At 67.2% G+C, this 23,151-nt stretch carries 21 protein-coding genes and 1 pseudogene; 11 read left to right on the top strand and 11 right to left on the bottom strand.

The genetic code is table 11. From position 1 onward, the window contains the following. Window positions 1-198: 198 nt before the first annotated feature. Complete coding sequence (locus DK427_RS05565; RefSeq protein WP_162559690.1) at window positions 199-2,424, top strand: KAP family P-loop NTPase fold protein; 2,226 nt, start codon at window positions 199-201, stop codon at window positions 2,422-2,424. Window positions 2,425-2,749: 325 nt separating this feature from the next. Beyond that, window positions 2,750-2,929, top strand: a complete 180-nt coding sequence (locus tag DK427_RS05560) for a hypothetical protein (protein WP_162559689.1) — start codon at window positions 2,750-2,752, stop codon at window positions 2,927-2,929. A 532-nt stretch (window positions 2,930-3,461) separates the two neighbouring features. Here DK427_RS05560 and DK427_RS05550 read toward each other — a convergent pair. After that, entirely contained in the window at window positions 3,462-4,388 is a 927-nt protein-coding gene (locus tag DK427_RS05550; RefSeq protein ID WP_245930816.1) for an ABC transporter substrate-binding protein, read from the bottom strand. A gap of 84 nt (window positions 4,389-4,472) precedes the next feature. Between DK427_RS05550 and DK427_RS05545 the strand changes: the two genes are divergently transcribed. Then, window positions 4,473-5,348: a GntR family transcriptional regulator gene (locus DK427_RS05545; protein ID WP_245930815.1), complete on the top strand. Its 876-nt coding sequence runs from the start codon at window positions 4,473-4,475 to the stop codon at window positions 5,346-5,348. Between the two features lie 250 nt (window positions 5,349-5,598). Then, on the top strand, window positions 5,599-6,315 hold the full coding sequence (locus DK427_RS05540; protein WP_109954021.1) for a substrate-binding domain-containing protein: 717 nt from the start codon (window positions 5,599-5,601) through the stop codon (window positions 6,313-6,315). Between the two features lie 862 nt (window positions 6,316-7,177). Here DK427_RS05540 and DK427_RS05535 read toward each other — a convergent pair. The 4 genes from DK427_RS05535 to DK427_RS05520 form a co-directional block, all read right to left on the bottom strand. Further along, the gene (locus DK427_RS05535) at window positions 7,178-7,357 is read right to left on the bottom strand and encodes a hypothetical protein (RefSeq protein ID WP_245930814.1); all 180 of its coding nucleotides are present in this window, start codon (window positions 7,355-7,357) and stop codon (window positions 7,178-7,180) included. Window positions 7,358-7,476: 119 nt separating this feature from the next. Continuing rightward, on the bottom strand, window positions 7,477-7,656 hold the full coding sequence (locus tag DK427_RS05530; RefSeq protein ID WP_109950384.1) for a hypothetical protein: 180 nt from the start codon (window positions 7,654-7,656) through the stop codon (window positions 7,477-7,479). Window positions 7,657-7,740: 84 nt separating this feature from the next. Next, window positions 7,741-8,505 (bottom strand): meso-2,3-butanediol dehydrogenase, encoded by a 765-nt coding sequence (gene budC, locus DK427_RS05525; protein ID WP_109950383.1) that lies wholly within the window; start codon window positions 8,503-8,505, stop codon window positions 7,741-7,743. A gap of 112 nt (window positions 8,506-8,617) precedes the next feature. Next, window positions 8,618-9,049, bottom strand: coding sequence for a hypothetical protein (locus DK427_RS05520; protein WP_109954020.1), 432 nt, complete (start codon window positions 9,047-9,049; stop codon window positions 8,618-8,620). A 396-nt stretch (window positions 9,050-9,445) separates the two neighbouring features. Here DK427_RS05520 and DK427_RS05515 point away from each other — a divergent pair, with 396 nt between their 5' ends. The 3 genes and pseudogenes from DK427_RS05515 to DK427_RS05505 all read left to right on the top strand — a co-directional run bounded on the left by DK427_RS05515 (window position 9,446) and on the right by DK427_RS05505 (window position 12,301). Further along, window positions 9,446-10,681 carry a flavin monoamine oxidase family protein gene (locus DK427_RS05515; protein WP_245930813.1) on the top strand — a complete coding sequence of 412 codons (1,236 nt, stop codon included), beginning with the start codon at window positions 9,446-9,448 and terminating at the stop codon, window positions 10,679-10,681. A gap of 251 nt (window positions 10,682-10,932) precedes the next feature. Continuing rightward, window positions 10,933-11,393, top strand: a pseudogene (locus DK427_RS05510) (transposase); the annotation flags it as partial. Between the two features lie 344 nt (window positions 11,394-11,737). Next, window positions 11,738-12,301, top strand: a complete 564-nt coding sequence (locus tag DK427_RS05505) for a DUF1003 domain-containing protein (RefSeq protein ID WP_109950381.1) — start codon at window positions 11,738-11,740, stop codon at window positions 12,299-12,301. Between the two features lie 20 nt (window positions 12,302-12,321). Here DK427_RS05505 and hemA read toward each other — a convergent pair whose 3' ends face one another. Together hemA and DK427_RS05495 are read right to left on the bottom strand one after the other, a co-directional pair. Further along, the gene (gene hemA / locus DK427_RS05500) at window positions 12,322-13,548 is read right to left on the bottom strand and encodes a 5-aminolevulinate synthase (protein ID WP_109950380.1); all 1,227 of its coding nucleotides are present in this window, start codon (window positions 13,546-13,548) and stop codon (window positions 12,322-12,324) included. Between the two features lie 102 nt (window positions 13,549-13,650). Further along, on the bottom strand, window positions 13,651-14,055 hold the full coding sequence (locus tag DK427_RS05495) for a DUF983 domain-containing protein (RefSeq protein ID WP_109950379.1): 405 nt from the start codon (window positions 14,053-14,055) through the stop codon (window positions 13,651-13,653). A gap of 192 nt (window positions 14,056-14,247) precedes the next feature. On the opposite strand from DK427_RS05495, the gene DK427_RS05490 reads away from it, so the two are divergent. From DK427_RS05490 to DK427_RS05480, 3 genes are read left to right on the top strand one after another with little or no spacing between them, the layout of a single operon-like run. After that, window positions 14,248-15,639 carry an aminotransferase-like domain-containing protein gene (locus DK427_RS05490; RefSeq protein WP_109954019.1) on the top strand — a complete coding sequence of 464 codons (1,392 nt, stop codon included), beginning with the start codon at window positions 14,248-14,250 and terminating at the stop codon, window positions 15,637-15,639. Between the two features lie 10 nt (window positions 15,640-15,649). Continuing rightward, a complete protein-coding gene (tehA, locus tag DK427_RS05485) occupies window positions 15,650-16,660 on the top strand; it encodes a dicarboxylate transporter/tellurite-resistance protein TehA (RefSeq protein ID WP_484195254.1) in 1,011 nt (336 codons plus the stop codon). A 35-nt stretch (window positions 16,661-16,695) separates the two neighbouring features. Then, entirely contained in the window at window positions 16,696-17,202 is a 507-nt protein-coding gene (locus tag DK427_RS05480) for a c-type cytochrome (RefSeq protein ID WP_109954018.1), read from the top strand. Between the two features lie 81 nt (window positions 17,203-17,283). Here the strand turns inward: DK427_RS05480 and DK427_RS05475 are convergent, their stop codons facing one another. The 4 genes from DK427_RS05475 to pedF form a co-directional block, all read right to left on the bottom strand. Further along, on the bottom strand, window positions 17,284-17,748 hold the full coding sequence (locus DK427_RS05475) for a hypothetical protein (protein ID WP_109950377.1): 465 nt from the start codon (window positions 17,746-17,748) through the stop codon (window positions 17,284-17,286). 617 nt (window positions 17,749-18,365) lie between these two features. Next, window positions 18,366-20,129 carry a lanthanide-dependent ethanol dehydrogenase ExaF gene (gene exaF / locus DK427_RS05470; RefSeq protein ID WP_109950376.1) on the bottom strand — a complete coding sequence of 588 codons (1,764 nt, stop codon included), beginning with the start codon at window positions 20,127-20,129 and terminating at the stop codon, window positions 18,366-18,368. A 303-nt stretch (window positions 20,130-20,432) separates the two neighbouring features. Then, window positions 20,433-21,284: a substrate-binding periplasmic protein gene (locus DK427_RS05465; protein ID WP_109950375.1), complete on the bottom strand. Its 852-nt coding sequence runs from the start codon at window positions 21,282-21,284 to the stop codon at window positions 20,433-20,435. A gap of 2 nt (window positions 21,285-21,286) precedes the next feature. After that, a complete protein-coding gene (pedF, locus tag DK427_RS05460; protein ID WP_109950374.1) occupies window positions 21,287-21,709 on the bottom strand; it encodes a cytochrome c-550 PedF in 423 nt (140 codons plus the stop codon). Window positions 21,710-21,879: 170 nt separating this feature from the next. Here pedF and DK427_RS05455 point away from each other — a divergent pair, with 170 nt between their 5' ends. Further along, window positions 21,880-23,130, top strand: a complete 1,251-nt coding sequence (locus DK427_RS05455; protein WP_109950373.1) for an ABC transporter substrate-binding protein — start codon at window positions 21,880-21,882, stop codon at window positions 23,128-23,130. Window positions 23,131-23,151: the final 21 nt, after the last annotated feature.

The raw sequence follows: 23,151 nt of genomic DNA, 5'->3' as shown, positions 1-23,151 counted from the left end.
CTGCAACTCGCGCGGACAGGGCGAGGAGAGCACCGGCTCCAATCCCACCGTGGTCGTCTCAGCGGGCCGCCCGACGGTAAGGTCAGCAAATGCCGCGTCAGGGCCCTAGCGGTGCGCTCGTCGATCCGGCGATGGCGATGCAGACGAGGACCCTTAGAATGGCGATTTGCTCGATTCGCTCCAGTGGCCGCTGACCAGATGACGACGCTCGCCGCCGACAGTCCCATCACGACGAAGGCGGAAGACCGCCTGCAATACCGAGCCTTCGCTGAAGCACTGGCGAGGAGCATCGTGTACCGCGCCCCAAGTGATGGCTTCGTCATCGGCGTGCAGGCACAGTGGGGGATGGGGAAAAGCAGTGCCATCAACCTGACCCTGGAGGCGATCCGCGAGCTTCAGGGCGACGCTCCGGAGCGCGGGCGCATCCAGGTGCGTCCCTTCAATCCCTGGCTCTTCTCTGGCCTCGAAACGCTGGCGGCCGCCTACCTGTCCGAACTCGGAAGGGTTGTTGAGAATACTCTCGACCAGGGCACCCCCGAACGCACCCGCCGCTTCGTCAAGGACTTGATCCGAGGCGGGGCCGAGATGATCGGCGGCCTTACCGCAGTTGGCACAGTGCTCGCCACCGGCGGTACCGCCGCGCCCGCCGCAGCGGCCGTGAAGTCGGCCGTCACCGGAGGCCTCAACTACGGGGCCCATCGGATCGACAATCGCTCGCTCGACGACATGATCGACGACCTGCGCGGCCACCTCGCCGGGATCGGGACGAAGATCCTCGTCGTAGTCGACGACCTCGACCGCTTGCAGCCGGACGAAGTGCGTCAGGTCCTGACGCTCGTGAAGACCTTCGGAAACCTGCCGAATGTCATCCATCTCCTCATCTACGACCGAGCAATCGTCGATCGCGCCGTCGGAGGCACGGCGTCCCCGTCGGACAAGGACCGCCGACTGCCGACCTACCTGGAGAAGATCGTCCAGGTCGCGCTCGACCTGCCACCACCCGATCTTGCCGGCTTACGATCCATGACCTTCGAGCGCCTCACCGCGATCGTCGGACCGGCTCCGCCCATGAACGAGGAGGATTGGAGCACCGTCGCCCATATCGCTTTCGAGCATTACCTTCGTTCGCCGCGCGACGTGGCTCGCCTCTGCAACGCGCTGTCAGTGACCTGGCCCGCCGTTGTCGGCGAGGTCTATCTCCCCGATCTCGTCGCGATCGAGATGCTCCGGCATTTCGACGAGCGGACTTGTGACGCGATCCGAAGCAACAAGGGGTTCCTGGTCGGCCAAGGCGGCCCGCTCGGGGAGGATGAGCGGAAGACGCTCGCGCGCTCCATCGTCGAGAGTGCTCTCCCGAGCCGACGCGATGATGTCGTCGACCTCGTCTGCATGATGTTCCCTGCCATCCACGGTCAGCTCAAACCCAACGGCTTCACGGGCCACGAGCAGTCGGAAACTCTCACCGGCCGTCGCATCGGAGCGCCGGACGGGTTCGACGCCTATTTCCGGTTTTCCAGCCCGACCGACGAGATCCCTCTCAGCGACCTGCGCGCCCTGAAGGAGCGCCTCGGCAGCCCCGGATACGTTCGGGCCGCGATCCAGGCAGTTGCCGGACGGTACCGTTCAGACGGCATCTCGTTCGCCGGCCCGCTCCTCGACGAGATCCGCAAGATGCTGAAGGGGGGCGCTGCCTGCGAACCTGGCCTCCTTGAAACCCTCCTTGATCTGGCCGACCCGCTGTTGATCGCGAAAGACGAGGTCGCTGACTTCTCCTTCATCACCACGAATGGCAAGCGCCTGCGCCGGTTGTTCACGGCCATCGTCGAGAGACTGCCCCCCGAAGGCCGTGGCGATGCCATCGCTGTCGCGATCAACCGCTCCTCGGCCGGGCTGCATGCCTGTGCTCTGATCGTGGCGTTGCTAGGTGAGGATCACGGCATCGTCCGGAAGCCAGAGAAGCGACGTTCGTCGCCCCTGCTACCACTCGCCGACGTCGAGCGGATCGGGTCCCTTGTCGCCGGACGGATCGGCGAGGCAGCCCGCACCGAGAACTTGGCGACCCAACCGTGTATTGACCTCGTCATCTCGGTATGGAGTGCCTTCTCCGGACCCGAAGGCCCGAAGGCCTGGGTCTTGGATAAGCTGGCTGCTCCACGCGCGGCGGTTGACTTGGCCTTCGGTGAGATGAGTCTGAACTACTCGTCTGCGCCGCCCTACCGCTTCAGGCGCATGAGCCAGCTACCCGACGCCGCGGTGTTCGACAGCGCAGCGCTCGCTGACGCTCTCGAGGAACATCTGGCTCACGGCCGGGTCGACGCGGCCGACAGGCCGGGCGCGGAGTATTTCGTCAAGAGGGCGCGGCTCCTGCTGGGAGGACCGACCGAGGGTGGAAACCTCGACGACCTTGCGGAGGATGACTCTTGACGAAAGCGGCACCTGTCGAGGTTCTCTGGTGAGGCCGGAGGAAATTTTGCAAGCCGCGCCTTGCCCGATGGTTGCCGCCGGCATCAGGTGGCGGCAGATCGGCTTCGGGTTTAAGGACAAAGCGCTGTGAACTGAGGTCGTCACGATCTCGGGAGCCGCAGCCGCGTCCATCCCGCCCCCAGTCAGGTGCGGCAGCGACCGCGTCGTTGCTGGCTGCTGGGGCGCCATCGCCCTGGTCGACCCCTGCCGCTACGAGAAGACCGGCAAGCGCCTCGTGTCGGCCTACAGCCTGCGCTCCATGCGGCGGAACTGCGAGATTGCTTTCATGACCGATTGCACCCGCCGTCAGACTCAGGGCACCAGCTTCGTGCTGCTCGTCGAGGCCGGGCTCGGCACCTGCACCGACGAGTACATCGTCGCGACCAACCCGGACCGCTTCCCGCAGGACGCTGTCGCCGCGGCGCGGGCCCGGCGGATCGCGCATGGCGTCGTCCTGCCGGGCTGAGCCGGACCGGATCGGGAGGCGGTTTTTTTTCGAGACCCCCCGCCTCTGAAAAGCGGTGGGACCTCCGCGAGGCGCAAAAGGCCCCTTTACGACCTCGATCAGATCTTCGACCGTGGCGACCGTTCAGGTTGTGCTCTGATACTGCACCGGGTCACCGTGCCCATCCCGCCTTGATGGCGCAGCCGACAGCCTCCACGATGAGGCGCCTCTTGGCCGGGACGAGGCGACCCGGCGGCAGAATCGCCTAGACGCCACCGCTCTCCTTCCCGCTCCAGCCCGGCAGCACCTCGACGACTGAGTCGGCTCTCAATCAGGAGTTCGCACGCGGCTTGTTCGTCTGTGCGCCAGCAGCAGACCTCAATTCTTCCGCTACAAGGGGCTGCTTGTGGGGTAACTGCGGTCGGAAGCGGACTCTGTGCCCACGCTGCGATGCGCAGTTTCGGCCTCTGAGGGATCCGGTTGTCCAAGACACCGTCCGTGATCATCGCTCGTCGGCGTCGATACGTTCAGCTCGATACAGTCGACCGCCGTTCTACGGCACCGTAGCCCGCGGAGCGACCGCCGCGTCACGCTGGTTGCTCCTGTCGAGGGCGTTCGCGATGAACCCCGACGCCTTCATCTCCTCGATGAACCGACGCAGGTAGGCTTCCGCCTCCGGGCGGCCTTTCGGCAGCGCGATGGCCTGCTCGATGACCATGAAACGGCCCGGCAGGATGCGCACGTCCGCGTGGTCCCGGGCATAGGCTTCAAGCGGCTGACGGACGGAAGCGACGGCGTCCAGGCGATCCTGCCTGAACAGGTCCAGGGCAGCCTGTGAAGTCGGCGCGAAGACGCGTTCGGCCGCTTTGAGCTCGCGGCTCAGGTACAGGTCGTAAGCCGTGTTGCGCCCGACCGCGATCCGCACGCCGGGCCGGTCGACCTCGTCGTTGCGGGTCAGCGGCGATCCGGCCGCGACCATGTAGGCCCCTTCGATGATGACGTAGGGCGGGGTGAAGGCGATCGTCTGACCCCGGTGCGGGTCGATGGCCAGGAAGGCCATGTCCCAGGTCTTCAGTCCGTCCAGCGCCTCGACAACCTTGCCGGCGGTCTCGAAGGTCGTGAAGGCGACGGGCACGTGCAGCCGACGGCCGAGCTCCCGGGCGAGGTCCGCCGAGACACCGGCAGGCTCCCCGCCCGGCCCCTTCTGGGCCAGAACGATGTTGCCGTAGTTGATCGCGGCGCGCAGCGTCCCTGTCGGCGCGATCGCGCGAACAACTTCCGGGGAGAGGTCTTGTGCCATCGCGGCATCCTCACGCCAGGGAAGGAGGACAAGTGCGCCGAGAAGCACGATGGCAAACCGCCGTCCTGACTGCCGGCGAAGACCACGGGTCATGACATCACCCTCACGGATCCCAACCCGGTCCCGGTAGCTCGCGGTCTGGCATTTTACAATCGTAAAAAACATCGCGATGATCGTCATGCGCCATCCCGAGCGGGCTGCGCTCGGCTAGAAGGGACGAACGTGGAGAGACACAGCACGATGCCTGGGCCCGGCGCTCCCTCTTTGATCGAGCAGCTTGCTGCCGCCATCGCGGACCACATTCGTCGGTCCACACTCTCGGCCGGGGAGCGGTTGCCGGAGCGCCAGCTTGCCGAGAAGTTCCGCGTGTCACGCACTCCGGTGCGTGAAGCGCTGCGGCTTCTGGCGGACCGGAACGTCGTCGGCCGCCAGACCGGTCGTGGCTACGTCGTCGCGGAGAGAAGCCGTTCCGCTGACGAGGGCACGCCTGGTGTTGTGGCGTCCGAACCGTCACTGCCTGAGGAGGAGAGCGCTTACCTCCGCATCGCCGAGGATCGCTTTGCCGAGCAACTGCCTGAACGGATCACGGAACGTGAACTGATCCGTCGATATGGGCTTAGCCGTGCGGCGCTTCAGCGCGTGCTGCAGCGCATGCTGCACGAGGGTTGGCTCGAACGACTGGCTGGCTATGGCTGGGCTTTTACCCCGATCCTGACCTCCGCGCAGAGCTACCAGCAGGGATACCGCCTGCGGATCATCATCGAACCGGCCGCGATCCTAGAGCCGACCTTCATGGTGGACGAAGCCACCCTACGGCATTGCCGTGACGTTCAGCGCGACCTGGTGGGAGGGGCTATCGCGACCGTTTCACCCGCGCAGCTCTTCGACGCGAACAGTGCCTTGCACGAAGCCATCGTCGGCTTCTCCGGCAACGCCTTCATGCTGGATGCGCTGCAACGGCTGAACCGGGTCAGGCGGCTGATCGAGTACCGGAAATCCGTTGATCGGCAGGCGGCGGCAGCCCGCTGTCGGGAGCACCTGGAACTGATCGACCTGCTGCTGGCGGGGGACCTGGAAGCGGCCGCCGATTTCCTGCGTCTGCACCTCCGTACCGCCGCGAGGCTCAAGGCGCAGAGCTAGGGCTGATTTGCGATTGCACCGGTATTTTTTATGGGTAATGTGCCAAATGGCAGTCGGGGCGAAAAAGGGCGGTACGGGGCTGCCGGAGGCTCCAGGGCGAACGGTGCGCGGCGCGCTATCGTAGCGGCATCCAGCACTGATGCGTGCCAGATGCCTTGAGCAACACTGGGTTGATGCAATGTCGGTAATCATTCGGGCGTCTTTGGCCGCTGTCTTGTGGCTGTCTCTCGCATCGGTTCAGGGGCATGCAATGGAAAAACTCAACGTCATGATATCCGGCGGTTTCTCGCTCGCGTACCATGATGTCTTGCCGGCGTTCGAGCGCGGTGCCGGCGTCTCAGTGACGACCTTGTCTGGGGCATCGCAGGGAACGGGCCCGAAGACGATCAAGTCTCAGCTTGAGGGCGGCGCAGAAGTCGATGTGGTCATCCTCTCCAAGGAAGGTTTGGGCGAACTGATCGTCGCCAACCGGATCATCCCTGGCTCGGAGCGCGCGTTGGCGAGCGTACCTCTAGCCGCTGCCGTGCGTCAGGGGACCCCCAAGCCGGATCTCAGCACCATCGAGGGCTTCAAGACCGCTCTGCTCGGCGCGCACATGGTCGTGATGCCTGGGAGCACGAGCGGCCTCTTCGTGAGGGACGAGGTGTTTCCAAAGCTCGGGATCGCCGACAAGGTGACGTTCACGGTGGTTCCCCGGGGGATCGACTCGACGGGCCTGCTCGCGGCCGGTAAGGCGGATCTGGCGATCGGACCAGTGAGCGAACTGGTCAACCAGCCTGGCATCGAACTCGTCGGTCCGCTCCCGGACGAGGCGCAACTCGTGCAGGTGTTCACCGCGGCCATTGTCAGTGCTTCCCGGAACATCGCTCAAGCCAAGTCGCTGATCGACTTCTTGAGCTCGAACCGTACCACCGCAGCCATCAAGAAATCCGGCATGGATCCGGTCGGCGAGCATCGCAAGCCTTGAGCCCTGTTTCCTGGCGGCGCCTTTTGCCGATCGGCAGGCTGAAAGCCACGCCTGCGACGGTCCGGATTGGGTCAGGAGTTTGCGCGCCCCTTGTTCGGCTGTGCGCCATCTGTGGACCTTCGGCTCCACGCTGTCGTAGGTGCGCTTGCGCGATTAAAACGGACCCAGATGCCGCGTGCTTCGCGTCCGCCAACCTCGACTGCGGAGACGACGGGAGGCCGGGCGCGTTGACCTTAGAGCCGTGCCCGGCGGTGTTGCGAAGGGATAGTGGCTGTTGCGTTGACTGGGGAACGAGCCAGCGATGCCTTCACCCCTGTCTATCGATCTGCGCGAGGGCGTCGTGGCCGCCGTGGCAGAGGGCGCTTCCTTGCCGTCAGGCGGCCGCGCGGTTCACCAACCAGAGCGTGATCGTCTCGCGGCATCCGCAGGCGCGCAGCCGGCTTGTGGGCGGCTACATGGCGTTCTATTCGGTCGGAAGCGGTATCGGCGGCCCTGCGGCGACGATCGCCTATGCCCTCGCGGGTTGGGCCGGCGTCTGCGGGGTCGGTGCATTCTTCAGTGGCATCGCCCTGTGCCTCTGGTTCTGTGCGATTGATGATTCCATTTGCGGTGCCACTCACGGTGATTGCCTGCGCCGTGAACGCCGCCGTGCGCCGCGAGATCTAGCCGCGCATGATCCACGCGTAGCATTTTGTTCACCAAGATGTCGCGGATGGTCAATGCTGCCTCGCGGGAGCGGGAGTCTTCATCCAGAGCCTCCTCGACAGTCGCTGAACGGCCCGGACGAGGTAGGCGGGGCTCATCGACCGCGCGTTGCTCCTTAAAATCCTCGGACCGGAAGCGTGCCTGCCGCCTAAACGCCTCAGAGCCTCAGCATCGCGAGCGATTTCGCGGCCCCGCGCTGCTTCAAATCGAGATCGTGCTCCAGGATCTCAGCATCGCTGAGTTCGCGTAGAACCTCCGCCTCAGCATCGGCACCGACCGCCTCGGCAACGACCAGAACGGCGTCCTGCTCGTCGCCCGCGACCACCAGAACCGGCACGGTCCGTTCCTCGCCTCCGTCTGGTCCGCGTGCCGTCACCTGCACACCGTAGGCCCTGTTCATTGTCTACCATTCCTCATCAGCATCGCGATCGTCGCAGTTGCCCCGTCGGCGTCGTCTCATGGCCCTCCGGCGAGGGAGCCCGTGATCACCATGATCAAGGCGTCGAGGTCGATCTGCCCGTGGATCTCAACGAAGCCGTCCCCCGCGGGGCTGACCTTCGGTGCAGCATCGGTCGCCTCCGCCTGACGCTGAAGCTCAGTTAGGATGGCGTCCCTGAGGGTGGTCTGCAGGTCCATGATCGATCCTCCTCATCGGGTCGTCAGACGTCGCATGTCCGCCTATTGCGATCGCGGGGTTTGGAGACCGGCTCCTGCGAAGTCTCACGCCTGTTTCGGCTGCCCGTTCGAGGCCGTGAGGCCGCCATCGACCGGCAGGTTCACGCCGGTGACGTAGCGCGCCTCCTCGCTCGCCAGGAAGGCGATCACGTCTGCGACCTCCTCGGGTTCAGCTCCACGGCCGAGGGGGATGCGCTCCGCGAAGCGCTTCATCAGGGCCTCGTCGCCCTTCATGTCCTCGGTCAGGTCGGTGAACGTCAGGCCGGGATTGACCGCGTTTACACGCACGCCTCTCTCGCCGAGTTCGAGCGCCAGCGAACGCGTGAAGTTCGACACCGCGCCCTTGGCAGCGTTGTAGAAGCTCATGTTCCAGTCGCCACCGAGCCCTGAGACGGACGAGACGTTGACGATATTGCCACCGCTCCGGAGCAGGTGCGGCAGGGCGGCTCGCGTGCAGAAGAACACGCCGTCCACGTCGATGGCCATGACCCTGCGCCAATCCTCGACCGACGCCTCGAGGAGCGGGCCGGTCGGAACGACACCGGCGTTGTTGACGAGGATGTCGAGGCGGCCGAACCGCTCGACCGTGGCGGCGATCAGAGCCTCAGCATCACCCTGATCGGACACGTCGCCGGACTGCACAAGGACGCGATCCGGTTCGAGATCCGCGGCAACGCGCTCAAGCTTCTCTCGCGTGCGGCCGTTGAGCACGACCGACGCGCCGTCCTGCACGAAGCGTCGCGCCGTTGCGGCCCCGATGCCGGAGCCTGCTCCGGTCACGATCACCACCTTGCCGCTGAACCGGGTCATGCGCTGGGCTCGCCTCTTCGTGGCTCATCGGTGGCTGCAGCCCCTGCAGGCGTCGAGGCCATCTCGCGAGCCCAACCCGGCGAGGCGGCATTCGTTCTCGATCGCGAGGCCATCAAGGGCCGCCCCCGTCGTAGAAGGCGCGATCGTGCTCCCTGTTTCGGTCCGCGCCCGTCGCAAGCCGGTCCGCCACGCAACCGGTCACGAACGCATAGATCGCCTTATGGAGGAGATCGACGCGCTGCTCCTCGAGCGGCCAGGTCCACGGCGGGGCACCGGCTCCCGTGGCGTTCTCCAGGGCCTGATCGTTGAACAGCCGTGCGTTCAGGAACAGGAAGGAGGCAACCGAACCTCGCATGCCGTGCTCGGCCATGAGGGCTCGAAGCGGGCCAAGCGCGATGCCTTGCCCCCAGTGCATGGCCCAGTTCATCAACACATCGTCCCGATCGGGCTGCGAGCGACCGAGCAGCCGTTGCAGGGTATGCGCTGGGACGAAGGAGTTCGGCCGACCGGTCAGGCTCTGCTCGATTTTCTCGGCGATCGTCATGGCCGCCACGCCGGCCGCGCCTGCCAACAGACCTCGGAACAGGACACCGCCGGCCGATCCACTCCGCTTGCGTGTTCCGGGACGATCGGGATCGACATCGGGGCGAGCCATAGGCGAGGTTCTCGGTCGGAGGTGGCAGGCAGGTCATCAACTCGGCATTGAGGGGCCAACCCGGCGCTCGTCGTGCAAGTTCATCGACCGGTCGCCACTGGCATGGCCGGTTCGCCTGCCGAACCTTCGTCGCACTGGCAGAAGGCCTGTCGCCAACCCGCGCTACGGAACAGGCGCTCGCACTCCGCGGTAAGCTTGTCGCCTGTGTGCTGTTCCGAGCAACGGAGGCGCGGGGCGCGGCCGGAAGCAAGCATGCAAGTTCCTGATGTTCCAGGCTCCGGTGAGGTGGACGTTGCTGTCATCGGTGCCGGTGCGGCCGGCCTCGCCGCGGCCCGGCAGCTCGCCGAACGGCGGCCTTCCCTGCGCGTGGTCGTGCTGGAAGCGGCAGACCGTCCGGGTGGCCGGGCCCACACTGTGGATCGGCCCGAGATCGGTGCCCCGCTCGATCTCGGCTGCGGCTGGCTCCACGGGGCTGAGCACAATCCGTGGCTGCCGATCGCGGAGCGTCTCGGCTTCCATATCGATCGGACCCTGCCGCCCTGGAACGTCCAGTATCGGGATCTCGGCTTCCCGCCGGACGACCAGCGCGCCTACGAGCGCGCCTCCGCGGCCTTCTACACCCGCCTGTCCGAGGCTCAGCGCGATCCTGCGGACCGTTCACAGGCGACGCTGCTGCGGCCCGACGATCCCTGGAACGGGCTTCTGAACGCGGTGAGCACCTACGTGAGCGGTGCTGAACTCGACGAAGCCTCCATCCACGACACGGCGCACTACCGCGTCCACGGCTCGGACTGGCGGATCACCGAAGGCTACGGTCGCACGGTCGCCCAATTCGGAGATGGCCTACCGGTCGCGTTGAGCACGCCCGTCTCGGCGATCGATCATGGGTGGGCCGGGCAGGTCTGGCTGGAGACACCGCGCGGAACGATCCGGGCCCGCGCGGCGATCGTCACGGTCTCGACCAACGTGCTGGCGTCCGAGGCCATCCGCTTCGTTCCCGCACTTCCCGAGAAGATTGCGGCCGCACAGGGGCTTCCTCTTGGGCTCGCGAACAAGGTCTTCCTGGAGCTGGTGACGCCGGACGAGCTGCCGAAGGATGCCCACCTGATCGGCAACGTGCGCGCGACGCGGACCGGGGCCTACCACCTAAGGCCTTTCGGCCGACCGGTGATCGAGGGGTACTTTGGCGGGCATCTCGCCCGGGACCTTGAGGCGGCCGGCGAGGCAGCGGCTGCGGCCTTTGCCCTCGACGAACTGGCAGGCTTGCTGGGGTCTGATTTTCGCCGACGCGCACGACTTCTGATCTGCACGCAATGGGGCAAGGTCGCGAGCATTCGCGGCTCCTACGCCTACGCACGTCCGGGCGCCACCGGTCAGCGCGCAGTTCTCGCCGCACCTGTGAACGACAGGCTCTTCTTCGCCGGGGAGGCAACCTCGCCGGATGCCTTCACGACCGCGCGCGGTGCCTACGAGACCGGGATCCGAGCCGCGGGCGAGGCGCTCTCGTGCTTGGGCGACTGACAGCAAGGAAGGCCGTTGTCTAAGCCTCTGTGTAAACCTCCCACACGTAGCTGTATTGCGCGACGGATCGTCTCCATCGTGCGGGCGCTGCCGTAGAGAATTTTGCCCGTAGCGCATCCCTCGCAGCTTGGTGGTCAACCATACCACCACACCGCGGGATCAAACACTCTGGCTGGAATGTCCGTCTAGGGTCCAGGCTGTGTGAAAACGCCCTGATCTGGTAGAGTAATTTCCGATCTGAGGAGGTCGGGATGAAGCGCTTCATTGCAGGCGAGGATCGTCAGCAGATCACGCTCCTTCCCGACTGCCTGGACGACTACATCGCCGCCGACAACCCAGTTCGCCTCGTCGAAGCGTTCGTCGATGAGCTCGATCTGGGCGCGCTCGGCTTTGCGGGTGCGATGCCGGAGGCGACGGGGCGGCCCGCCTACCATCGGCGACGCTGCTCAAGATCTACCTCTACGGCTACCTCAACCGCGTCCCGTCGAGCCGCCGGCTAGAACGCGAGAGCCAGCGCAACATCGAGTTGATCTGGCTCATCGGTCGACTGATGCCCGACTTCAAGACGCTGGCCGACTTCCGCAAGGACAACGGCCCAGCCATCCAGGCGGCCTGCGCGCAGTCCGTGGTGCTGTTCCGCCGGCTGAACCTGTTCAGCAAGGCTGTGGTCGCGATCGACGGCAGCAAGTTCAAGGCGGTCAAGCAGCTCGATCTCCGGCGCAACTCGGTGCGCTCGCCCCGATCCCGAGGGATCTGCGTTTCCACACGGCCTCGGTCAGGAGCTCGCACGCGGCTTGTTCAGCTGTGCATCATCAGCCAGCCCTGGGTCGGTAGGCGCCCAACCGCCGGTCTCGATCCCATGCGGGCCCTCGCCATCGGCAGTTTCAGAGCCCATCTTAGGATCGGAATCTGCGCCGCAATAAGCGGTTAGCGGACGGGGGTACGACGTAGCTTTCGCTCACGGGCACGGCCCTAGGGCCGCTTTGTCTCTCACACGTGGGATCACCTGATGTGGGGTCAGGTTGGTCAAGCAAGCTCCTCCTGAGACACGCCACGATGCCAAGGCAAGACGAGCAGAAGCCCCTGCCTGCACGGGCGACCTATCCGCCCCCTCAGCCTGAAGGGCTGTCTCCAGCCCTCATGCGCAACATCCAGACGCTGCAGGAGCGCCGGAGTGCCGCGGACCGGGATGCCTCGATGCAGGAGCGCGTGGCCGAGGCGATCACGCGGTTTACCGGCAGCATGACCTTCGTCTGCCTGCACGTCGTCCTCTTCGGCTTCTGGAGCCTCGTGAACTCTGGTCTATTGCCGATCCTGCCGAAGTGGGACGAGTCTTTCGTGATCCTGGGCACCTCGGCGTCTGTCGAGGCGATTTTCCTCTCGACGTTCGTGCTGATCAGCCAGAACCGCATGGCCGCTGCGGCCGATAAGCGAGCCGACCTCGATCTGCACATCAGCCTCCTGGCCGAGCACGAGGTGACGAAGCTTGTCGCGATGGTGTCGGCGATCACGGAGCACCTCGGCATCGAGACCGAAGCTGATCCCGAAGTCGGTGAACTCAGACAGGATGTTGCACCTGACGCTGTTCTCGACGAGATCGAACGGAACGGCGGCTCTTAACCTTCGGCTGGGGGACGCGGTCACGCGGCCAGCGAGACCTCGCCCCAGCCCAGCCGTGTGCGAACCTCGACGAGCGCCCCCACGAGCGCCCGCATATGCTCCTCGGTGTGGAGCGGCGTCGGGGTGATCCGCAGCCGCTCGCCGCCGTGCGGCACGGTCGGGTAGTTGATGGGCTGGACGTAGATGCCGTGGCGCTCCAGCAGCTCCTCGCTGATCCGCCGGCAGAGGTGGGCGTCGCCGACCATCACCGGCAGGATATGGCTCTGGCTCGGCAGGACCGGCAGGCCGGCCTTGCGCAGCATCGCCATCAGGGCTGCCGCGTTCCGCTGTTGCGCCGCCCGTTCCGCCTGGCTGACCCTGAGGTGCCGCACCGCCGCCCGTGCGCCGGCGGCCAGGTGCGGGCACAGCGAGGTCGTGAAGATGAAGCCGGCCGCGTGGCTGCGGATGACGTCAACGACCGTGGATGGCCCGGCGACGTAGCCGCCCATGACGCCGAAGGCCTTGCCGAGCGTCGCCTCGATCAGGGTGACGCGATGGGCGATGCCCTCGCGCTCGGCAATGCCGGCGCCGTGCGGACCGTACATCCCGACCGCGTGCACCTCGTCGAGGTAGGTGAGCGCCCCATGGCACTCCGCGACGTCGCAGATCTCGGCGATGGGCGCCACGTCGCCGTCCATGCTGTAGACGCTCTCGAACGCGACGATCTTCGGCCGGCCGGGCTCGTACCGGGACAGCATGGCATCGAGCGCGGCGACGTCGTTGTGCGGGAAGATCGCCTTCTCGGTTCCCGCGCGGCGGATGCCCTCGATCATCGAGTTGTGGTTGCCGGCGTCCGACAGGATCACGCTGCCTGGCAGCACCTGGCCGAGGACGCTCAGCGCCGCAAGATTCGAGACGTAGCCCGAGGTGAACAGGAGGGCGGCCTCCTTGCCGTGGAGGTCGGCCAGGTCGCGCTCCAGCAGCACGTGCTCGTGGGCCGTGCCAGAGATGTTGCGGGTGCCGCCCGCGCCGGCGCCGTAGCGGTCCAGGGCCTCGTGCATGGCGCCGAGGACCTCGGGGCTGTGTCCCATCCCGAGGTAGTCGTTGCTGCACCAGACCGTGACCGGCCGGCGGCTGCCGTCCGGATGCCTCCAGACGGCGGTCGGGAACGTGCCGACATTGCGCTCAAGCTCGATGAAAGTGCGGTAGCGGCCATCCTCGCGCAGCTTCCGGAGGGAGGCCTCGAACACGTCGGAATAGGGGAGCATCGTCCCGGTCCTCGTCAGGTCGGATGAAGTCACAGCAAGCCCGGGGGCGGGCGATGCCGCCGGCGCGCGTTCGCCAGGGAGCGCGCGGGGGCGGCGGCGCGGTCAGTCCCTGGTCGGAGGGGCGACAACGGGAGCCTTCGGGGCCGCGAAGCGTCCCTCCGCGGCCTTGTGGATGTACTGGCTGGCGATGAAGAGCCCCTTCATCGGCCGGATGATCGGCACGCAGGCCAGCAGGAGCAGCGGCAGCGTCACGACCGCATGGACCCAGAGCGGCGGGTCGTAGGCGAGCTCCAGCCAGATGCCGAACGCGGTGACCGGGAAGGCCATCGTCATCATGATGAAGAAGGCGGGTCCGTCGGCCGGGTCGGCGAAGCTGTAATCGAGGCCGCAAGCCTCGCAGCGCGGCTTCATGGTGATGAAGCCGTCGAACAAGCGCCCCTGGCCGCAGCGCGGGCAGCGGCACCGCAGGCCGACTGACACGAGGGATTGATCGGTCGTCCTTTGCATCGTCCACGTTCCTGAACCGCTTGCCGTCGGGCGGCATGAAGAGGCGCCTTGCGCGCTCCGAATGTATGGCTTACTTATCCATACATTCGTGGTGGAGGCTGGCTGCTTCAAACGCACTATCAAAGACAAAGCCATGTCTCGCCTTGCCTGTATGATGGATGTATGCATACACCAATGCGAGAAAGGGGGTCAATAATGGAATCCTGGAACCCGACAATCACCGGCGACGCAGGCCCGAAGTACCTGGCCATCGTCAAGGCGCTGGCCGAGGACATCCGCGCCGGCCGGCTCCCGCCGGGCGTGCGCCTGCCGCCGCAGCGCGCCCTCGCCAAGCACCTCAACGTCGACCTCACCACGGTCACCCGCGCCTTCAACGAGGCGCGCCGGACGGGCTTGATCGATGCCACCGCCGGCAGGGGCAGCTTCGTTCGCGGACCCACACCGCCGCCTACAGAGTTGCGCCGGCCGGACCCGTCCGGAAGCGTCGACTTCAGTATGAACATGCCGCCCCAACCGGTTGGGGCGCGTCTTGCCGAACGTATGGAGGCGGGACTGTCGCGGCTTGCCGGTTCGTCGGGCTTCCTCGACCGCATGCAGTACCAGGACAGCGCCGGGAACCTGGCCGACCGCGCTGCGGCGGCGCACTGGCTCGGCCAGCGGCTCGGGCCGCTTCCGGTGCAGCGCGTCCTCGTGGGAGGCGGCGCCCAGGTCGTGCTCGCCACCGTGCTCGCCGCCATCCTCAGGCCGGGGGATGCGCTCTGCGTCCCGGCCCTGACCTACCCGGGTCTGCGCATGGCCGCCGAGCGCCGCGGCGCACGCCTCGTTCCGGTCGCCTGTGACGAGGACGGGCTCGACCCGAACGCGTTCCTGGAGTGCTGCAAGGCCGAGCGGCCGCGGGCCCTGTACCTGGTACCGACGCTGGACAACCCGACCACCGCGACGCTGCCGACGGCGCGCCGCGAGCGGATCGCCGAGGTCGCGCGCGCGCGGGGCGTCGCGATCATCGAGGACGACGCCTACGGCGCACTGCCGCCCGACGCTCCGGCACCCATCGCCGCCTTGGCCGGGGACATCACCTGGCACATCGCGACGCTGTCAAAGTGCGTCAGCCCGGGCCTGCGCATCGCCTACGTCGCGGTCCCGGGCACCAACGAGGCGGTGCGGCTCTCCGCCGAGCTGCGGGCCATCAACATGATGGCCTCGCCGCTCACGGCCGCGCTCGCCTCGCAGTGGATCGCCGAAGGCGAACTCGACGCGGTCGTCGCGGCCATCCGCCAGGAGAACGGCCTCCGGCAGACGGTCGCGCGCGAGACCCTGCGCGGTCTCGACGTCCGAGCGCATTCCAGCGGGCACCACCTCTGGCTCCGGCTCCCCGAACCGTGGCGGCGCGGCGAGTTCGGGGCGCATGCCCGGCAGCTCGGGCTATCGGTCATCCTGAGCGATGCCTTCGCGGTCGGACCCGCTCCCGAGGCCATCCGGGTCTCCCTGGGCGCTGCCCCCGATGCCGAGACCCTGCGATACGGTCTCAGCCTGCTGGCGACGTTGCTGACGCATCCGCCCGGCGCAATCTCGACGGTCGTCTGAGGTGGCGGACGTGGCGAGCGCATCCGGTGAGGACGAAAGCTCGGCCAAGCTCCGGCGGGACTTCACCTGGCTTCGGCGGACCAGGGTACCGGCCACCTTCTTCGGGATGGTCCTAGGGCTCTGCGGCCTGGGCAACGGCTGGCGCGCCGCCGCGCGCCTCGGGTTGGCGCCGGGCTGGGTGGGCGAGGCGCTCTCCCTGCTCGGCGTGGCGGTCTGGGCGGCGTGGCTGGTCTTCTACGCCGCTCGGTGGCTGAACGACCGGGACATTGTTCTGGTCGAGCTGCGCGACCCGACGTCGTCGTTCTTCGCCTCGCTGGCTCCCGTCGCCACCATGATCGCGAGCGTCGGCCTCGCGCCGCACTGGCCCGGCGCCGCGTGGGCGATGGCCCTAACGGGGCTTGTCGGCACGACCCTCTTCGCCGTCTGGGGCGTGGGCGGCCTCTGGATGGGCGACCGCGCCTTCGAGGCGACTACGCCGATCCTCTACATGCCCACGGTCGGCGGGGGCTTCGTGGCGGCTATCACCTGCGCCGCCTTCGGCATAAAAGAACTCGGCCTGCTCTTCTTCGGCGCAGGCCTCCTGTCATGGCTGACGCTCGAATCGGTCGTCATTCATAGGCTGATTCTGCAGACCCTGCCCGTATCGTTGCGGGCCTCGCTCGGGCTGCACTTGGCGCCGCCCGCGGTGGCCTGCGTCGCCTACCTGGCGGTCACCGACGGGCCGCCCGACCGGCTGGCTCAGATCCTCTTCGGCTACGCCCTGCTGCACGCCTTGGTCATGGTGCGGCTGGTGCCCTGGCTGCGGCAGCAGCCGTTCTCGCCCGCGGCCTGGGCCTACACGTTCGGCGTCTCGGCCCTTCCGCTCGCGGCGTTGCGACTGACGGAGCGAGGGCTGGAAGGGCCGAGCGCGTCTCTGGCCGTCCCGCTGTTCGCCGCCGCCAACCTCATCATCGGCTGGATCGCGCTTAGGACGCTGAGCCTGCTGCTGCGCGGCAAGCTCTTGCCGGTCCGACCTCTCTGAAGGCGGACGGATGTCTACGATTGACGTTGGTTCACATGATCGAACGGGTGACGCGCCCCTTCTGTCTTCCCTCACACAGCCAGCATGCCATGCTGCTTACGCTGGCCGTCCTCGTCACGGCCTGCTCAGATGATAGCCAAGAGCGCCGCCGTTCGCTGGGCGATACCCCGAGCTTCGGCGACTTCATGCGGGTGGCCGACGCTGGGCGAGGCGGCCGCTTATTCGGCCAGTGCGCCGCCTGTCACACGGTCAGGATGGGGGCCGGCGACCGAAGCGGTCCCGGCCTCTACGACGTAGTTGGCAAGCCCGTCGCTACCAATAGCCGTCGCTTCGGCTACACCGGGTCTCTCCGGTCATTGGGCGGCGTCTGGACGCCGGAGAGGCTGGACGTCTGGCTTGCCGCCCCTGCGAAGCTCGTGCCCGGCACAAGCATGACTTTCCGTGGACTTTCGGACCCGCTCGACCGGGCGGATGTCATCGCCTACCTCCAAACGCAGGCGGTTGAGGCCGAAGGCGTTGAGGTGCCCACCTCGCGGCCTTGAGCATCTCCTTCCGACTTCCCCGGTGCCGCAGTATGCGTCCAGCCATGTCGAGAGACGAAGCGGACCATGCATTGGCCGGAGCTAGAGCTGCCGCTGTGGTTCCGCGGAACTGACCAGCGCCGCAGCGAGGCAGACAGCGGCGACATCCTCGGCGAGCCCCCATGCGCGACCGGAGGCCGTGCGCGAGTCCGGTCCCCGAACCGCCCGGCCCAGGAGCGTGCCGGCAAGCGCACCCGCCACACCGGCCAAGGCACCGTGATCGGGCGACGCGCGGCGCCCGGCGAGCGCCCAGCCGCCGACCGCGCCGATCGCGAGCCGCGCCGCGAACGAGGGCGGGATACGGCGGTCGGGAGCGAAAGGCATCTTGTCCCCCGCCATCTCGGCCAGGGCCGCCGCGGTGGCGAGCGTGCGTGTCTCGGGGCTCGACGGAATGAGGCCGCCCCGCGTCCGGCCGGCCGAGGCGGCCCATGTCAAGGCCGCGCAGGCCGTCATGCTGCGCATTCCCGCCACGAAGCCGATCCCGAAGGAGGTCGTGTAATCCTGCATCGTGCCCGTCCTTGCCCGCGGAGGTGTCCCCACGATGCAAGGCACCGGCGGCGGCCGGTGTTCCAGTCGGCCAACAAGGGGTGTTCGCACAGGGTTCGGGATGGTCTCGGTCGAGAAGAAGATTGCGCTGCAATCCGCGGCCGCTGCCTTCGATGCGTAGTGCGTCCCACCTGCAAAACAGGAGGTTTCCCGTCCCGTTTCTCGTGCCCTACCGGAAAAAACGTGAGTCCCACCCAGGAGATCGATGGTTCGGCCGGACCGTTATGAGCGGTCTGGTCAATCCACCGAGCTAGCTGTTCAGAATGCCGTTTGCATCTGGCATGTCCGCTTTTGCGGCGAAGCGGACATCGAAAAGACTTGGACTCAATGTCCGCAATGGGTCATTCGACAACCTGGGGGCGACCATCCTGCTGGCACGCCGCGGTCATTTTCACCGCGGCGCTTAGCTCAGATTTCGGTCTGCTCCGAAGGCAAGGTCGAGATCGGCCTGGCGCTCGTAGCGCACGGTAAAGTCAAATCGGATCGAATCGCTCTCGACCCTCGGAGGATCCCGGGACTGGCGGTTGGCAACGGCGTGAGGGCGGGCAAACGAATCGCCCGCCCCTCGTCCCCTTGGTTCAGCGCGCGGCGACGGTCTTCGGGAGCCGGAACGCCCAGAAGCTGCCGCCCTGGTTGATGCCCGTGGTGGCCTTGGCGACCTCGCCGCCCCAGAGCGGAACCGCGCCGCCCCAGCCGGCCGCGACGCCGATCCACTGCTCGCCGTCCTGCTCCCAGGTGATCGGCGATGCGACGACGCCGGTGCCGACCTGGAACTTCCAGACCTCCTCACCGGTCTTGGCGTCGAAGGCCTTGAGGAAGCCCTCGGGCGTGCCGGTGAAGACGAGGTTGCCAGCCGTGGTCAGAACGCCGGCCCAGAGCGGAGCCTTGTTCTTGTATTCCCAGACGACTTTCTTAGTTGCGGGGTCGATGGCCTTCAGCGAGCCGATATGGTCCTCGAAGGTCGGCTTGATGGTGAAGCCGGCGCCCAGATAGGCAGCGCCCTTCTTGTAGTTCACAGGCTCGTTCCAGATGTCCATGCCCCACTCGTTCGAGGGCACGTAGAACAGCTTGGTGTCGGGGCTGTAGGCGATCGGGTTCCAGTTCTTGCCGCCGAGGAAGCCCGGCGTCGCGTAGACCGACTTGCCCTTCTTGCCGTCCTCTGACTTCGCCGGGTCGCCGGGGCGGTTGGCGTCGTCGTAGATCGGGCGGCCCTTCTCGTCGATGCCCTTGGCCCAGTTGATGTTGGACACGAATGGCGTCGCGGAGAGGAACGACCCATTCGTCCGGTCGAGCACGTAGAAGAAGCCGTTGCGGTCGGCGGTGGCACCGGCCTTCACGACCTTGCCGTCCTTCTGCATGTCGAAGGGCACGAACTCGTTGACGCCGTCGTAGTCCCAGCCGTCGTGCGGCGTGGTCTGGAAGCCCCAGACGATCTCGCCGGTGTCCGGGTTGATCGCGAGCCGCGAGGCCGACCACTTGTTGTCGCCAGGCCGGAGCGCCGAGTTCCACGGGCCCGGATTGCCGGTTCCGAAGTAGATCAGGTTCAGTTCCGGATCGTAGGTGCCGCCGAGCCAGGTCGCGCCGCCGCCGAACTTCCATGTGTCGCCGGGCCAGCTCTCGTTGACCTTGCCGGTCATGGTCGAGGGCTTGCCGTTGAGCTCGCCCATATGGCCCTCGATGACGGGCCGCTTCCAGACGATCTCGCCGGTCTCGGCGTCGCGCGCCTCGACGCGGCCGACGACGCCGAACTCACCGCCCGACACGCCGGTGATGATCTTGCCCTTCACGATCATCGGCGCGGCCGTGTAGCTGTAGCCCGCCTTGAAGTCGTCGATGTCCTTGCGCCAGACGACCTTGCCAGTCTTCTGGTCGAGCGCCACGAGCTTGGCGTCGAGGGTGCCGAAATAGACCTTGTCCTTGTAGAGCGCGGCGCCGCGGTTCACCACGTCGCAGCAGGGCAGGATGCCCTCGGGCAAGCGGGCGTTGTACTCCCACTTCTTCTCGCCGGTGCGCGCATCGATGGCGTAGAGGCGCGAGTAGGAACCGGTGACGTAGAGCACGCCGTCCTTGACGAGCGCCTGGCTCTCCTGGCCGCGCTGCTTCTCGCCGCCGAACGAGAACGACCAAGCCGGGACGAGGCCCTTGATGGTATCGCGGTTGAGCGTCTTCAACGGGCTGAAGCGTTGCGCCTGGGGCCCGAGGCCGTAGGTGACGACGTCGCCTGTGGTCTTGGCGTCGTTGAGGATGTCATGCTCGGTCACCTCGGCGCGGGCGGGACCGGCGAGGCCGAAGCCGAGGGCGGCGAGACTCACGGCCGTCAGCAATTCCTTGCGTGCTCTCATGGGGCATCTCCTCCTTGCGTACTGGACCCTGTTCGTCAGGGATCGTGGGGCTTTCCGAGGTCCCGACCGACTCGGGCCTGCCGCCCCTTGGATCCGAAGCGTAGAGCGCTTCTCAGCAAACTCTTATTGGGCTTTGGTCGAATTCTGCTTCGACGATCTTTGCAGAGAGACGATTCTGGCCGTCCGATCGACTCGAATCGCAAGTCGATCGGCCAAAAATCAAACAAAACTTCAAGCGACGTCGTAGGCTGCGGCCTCGTTGCGAGGCAGAGACCTTGCAGACGCGCCGCGCGCCGACGCGGATCAGTACCCCTGCGGCGCCGTATAGGTGACGCCGTAGCTCTCGCAGATCACCTTGAGGCGTCCCTCCTGCGCGAGCGCCGTCAGCGCGTCGCCGACCGCGTAGGCGAGGTCGCGCGAGTCGCTGCGTACGGCGCCCCCGAGATCCCAGCGCGTCCGCACGAGACCCGGGATCGGCACCTCGACGACGGGATTGTCCGCGCCCGCGGCGCCAGCCCTCCGCAGCGCCGCCTCGATCGAGGCGCGCGTGCCGGCGAGGATCGCGGTCTCACCTGCCAGATAGGCCTTGGCCGCCTCATCGAAGCTGCGGAAATGCCGGACGGCGTCGCGGAAGCGCCCGCCTTCCGCATTCATCAGCAGGCTGTCGGAGGCGCTCGTGCCCTCGACCGCGACGGTGTGCCCGTCGAGGTTGCGCACGCCAGAGAGGCCCTCGATCCGGTCCTTGCGATAGGCGAAGGCGAGGCGCTGCTCGAAATAGGGCGTGGTCAGGAAGATCTGCTCGTTGCGCGTCGCCAGGATGCGGTCATGCGGCACGTTCAGCATCAGATCGGCGAGCGGCGTGCCCGTGAGGTCACCACGCCAGAGGTTCAGCCGGAAGTCGCCGTCGACGTTCTCGCCCGCATCGACCACCCGCAGGTCGAGGGTCAGTTTCAGCCGCTCGGCGATGGCGCGGGCAAGATCCGCGTCGATGCCCCGCGGCGCGGCCGCGCCGGCGTCCGAGAAGGGCGCGTTGTCGTCATAGACCGCGACGCGCAGGACGCCGGAGGCGACCACTTCGTCAAATGGCCGCGCCGTGGCTCCCGTCGGCGCGATCAGCCCCACGGCGAGCGCGAGGACGAGGCGAAAGGCTTGCATCCTCACTCCTCGTGCTTCGCCTCGATATAGGTGCGGATCGCCCAGAGCGCTTCCTGCGACAGCACGCCCTCGAAAGCCGGCATCTTGGTCATGCCGTTGATGATCGCGCCGTGGCGCACGCGCTCGACGAAATACTCGTCGCCCTCCTTGCCCAGCGGCAGGTAGCGCAGGTCCGGCGCCAGCCCGCCCGAGATCACCTGAAGGCCGTGGCAGCGCGCGCAGTTCTGGTTGAAGCCGGAATCGCCGATGGCGACCGCCTTGGCGTCGCCGCGATAGGGGTTCTCGTCCCGCCAAGCCTCTCCGAGGGACGCCAGACCCGCGGTGTCGACCGGCTGCGGCTGCACGTCGCCGTGGGCCAGCACGCCCGTCAGCGACAGCGCGAGACAGGCGGCGGCGAGCCCGCTCTTCAGGGGTGCGGCCTTCATGGAAACTCCTCCCGTTACTTGCGCTCGACGGTAACAAGACGGTCCGATCGCACCCATTATGCTTTGGTACGGGAGACGGACGGGGCCGGGTAAACCTTGGTCCAATACCGGCTCCGGCCCGTTCGCCCGTATCCTCCCGCCAACGAAGACAGGGAGGCGAGCAGGGCGCGATGCTGGCGCGGCTCGGGATTGAGGGCGCTTCGCGCCGACGACCGGCGCTGCTGCGCGCCGCGCGCGGGCTCGCGCCGGTCCTGCTCGCTCTCCTCTTGGCCCTGGCCCCGCACGATCCGACGTCCGGCGCGGCGCGGGCTGAGCCGCTCGCGATCCATTACCTGGAGCGGCGCGTCGAGCGCCCGACGCCGCTCAACAATGAGGATCCGGTCCCAGAGGACGAGGGGTTGAAGGGCGCCGAGCTCGGGCTCAGGGACTCGAACGCCACCGGCCGCTTCGTGGCCCTGAGCTTCCACCTCGACAGCCGGGTCGTCGGGCTCGACGAGGACATGCGGGAGGCCTTCCGCGCGCTCGGCCCGAGGCCGCGCTTCGTCGTCGTGAACGCGCCGGCCGAGGACGTGCTGGCGCTGGCCGACCTGCCGGAGGCCCGCGACACCCTGTTCCTCAATGTCGGGGCGCCCGACACCCGCCTGCGCGAGGCCGATTGCCGGCCGCGTCTCCTGCACGTCCTGCCCTCGCGCGCGATGCTCGCCGACGCGCTGGCCCAGTTCCTCGCCTTCAAGCGGTGGACCCGCATCCTCCTCTTGTCGGGACCGGACCCCGCCGACGCGCTCTATGCTGAGGCGCTGCGGCGGGCCGCCAGGAAGTTCGGGCTCCGGATCGTGGCGGAGACCCGCTTCGATCCGCAGGGCGGCGACACCCGCGACACGGCGCTGCGCGAGTTCGTGCTTCCGACCCGCGGTGCCGAGCACGACGTGGTCGCGGTGGCCGACGAGGCCGGGGCGTTCGGGGCGAACCTCGTCTACAACACGGCATCGCCGCGGCCGGTGGTGGGCACGCAGGGGCTCTCCCCCGCCGCCTGGGGTCGGCCGGTCGAGGCCTGGGCAGCGGTGCAACTGCAATCCCGGTTCCGGCGCCTTGCCGGCCGGTCGATGCGCCCGATCGATTACGCGGGCTGGCTAGCCGTGCACGCCCTCGGGGAGGCGGCGGTGCAGGCGCGCAGCACCGATGCGGACACGGTGGCAACGCTCGTTCGGTCGCTCACCTTCGAGATCGGCGGATTCAAGGGGCGGCCGCTCAGCTTCCGCGCCTGGGACGGGCAGCTGCGCCAGCCCGTCTTCCTGCTCTGGCCGGGCGCGGTAACGGCGACCGCGCCGATCGAGGGCTTCCTGCACCACCGCACGGAACTCGACACGCTGGGCGCCGACGAGCCGGAGAGCGCCTGCCGGGCCTTCCGGAGGCCGGCGTGATGGATCGTTTCTCCCGGCGCG

Origin of the sequence: Methylobacterium radiodurans (assembly GCF_003173735.1) — a bacterium.
Taxonomy (GTDB): Bacteria; Pseudomonadota; Alphaproteobacteria; order Rhizobiales; family Beijerinckiaceae; genus Methylobacterium; species Methylobacterium radiodurans.
Note: the sequence above shows the minus strand (reverse complement) of the source record. Positions and strands in the feature narration are given on the sequence as shown.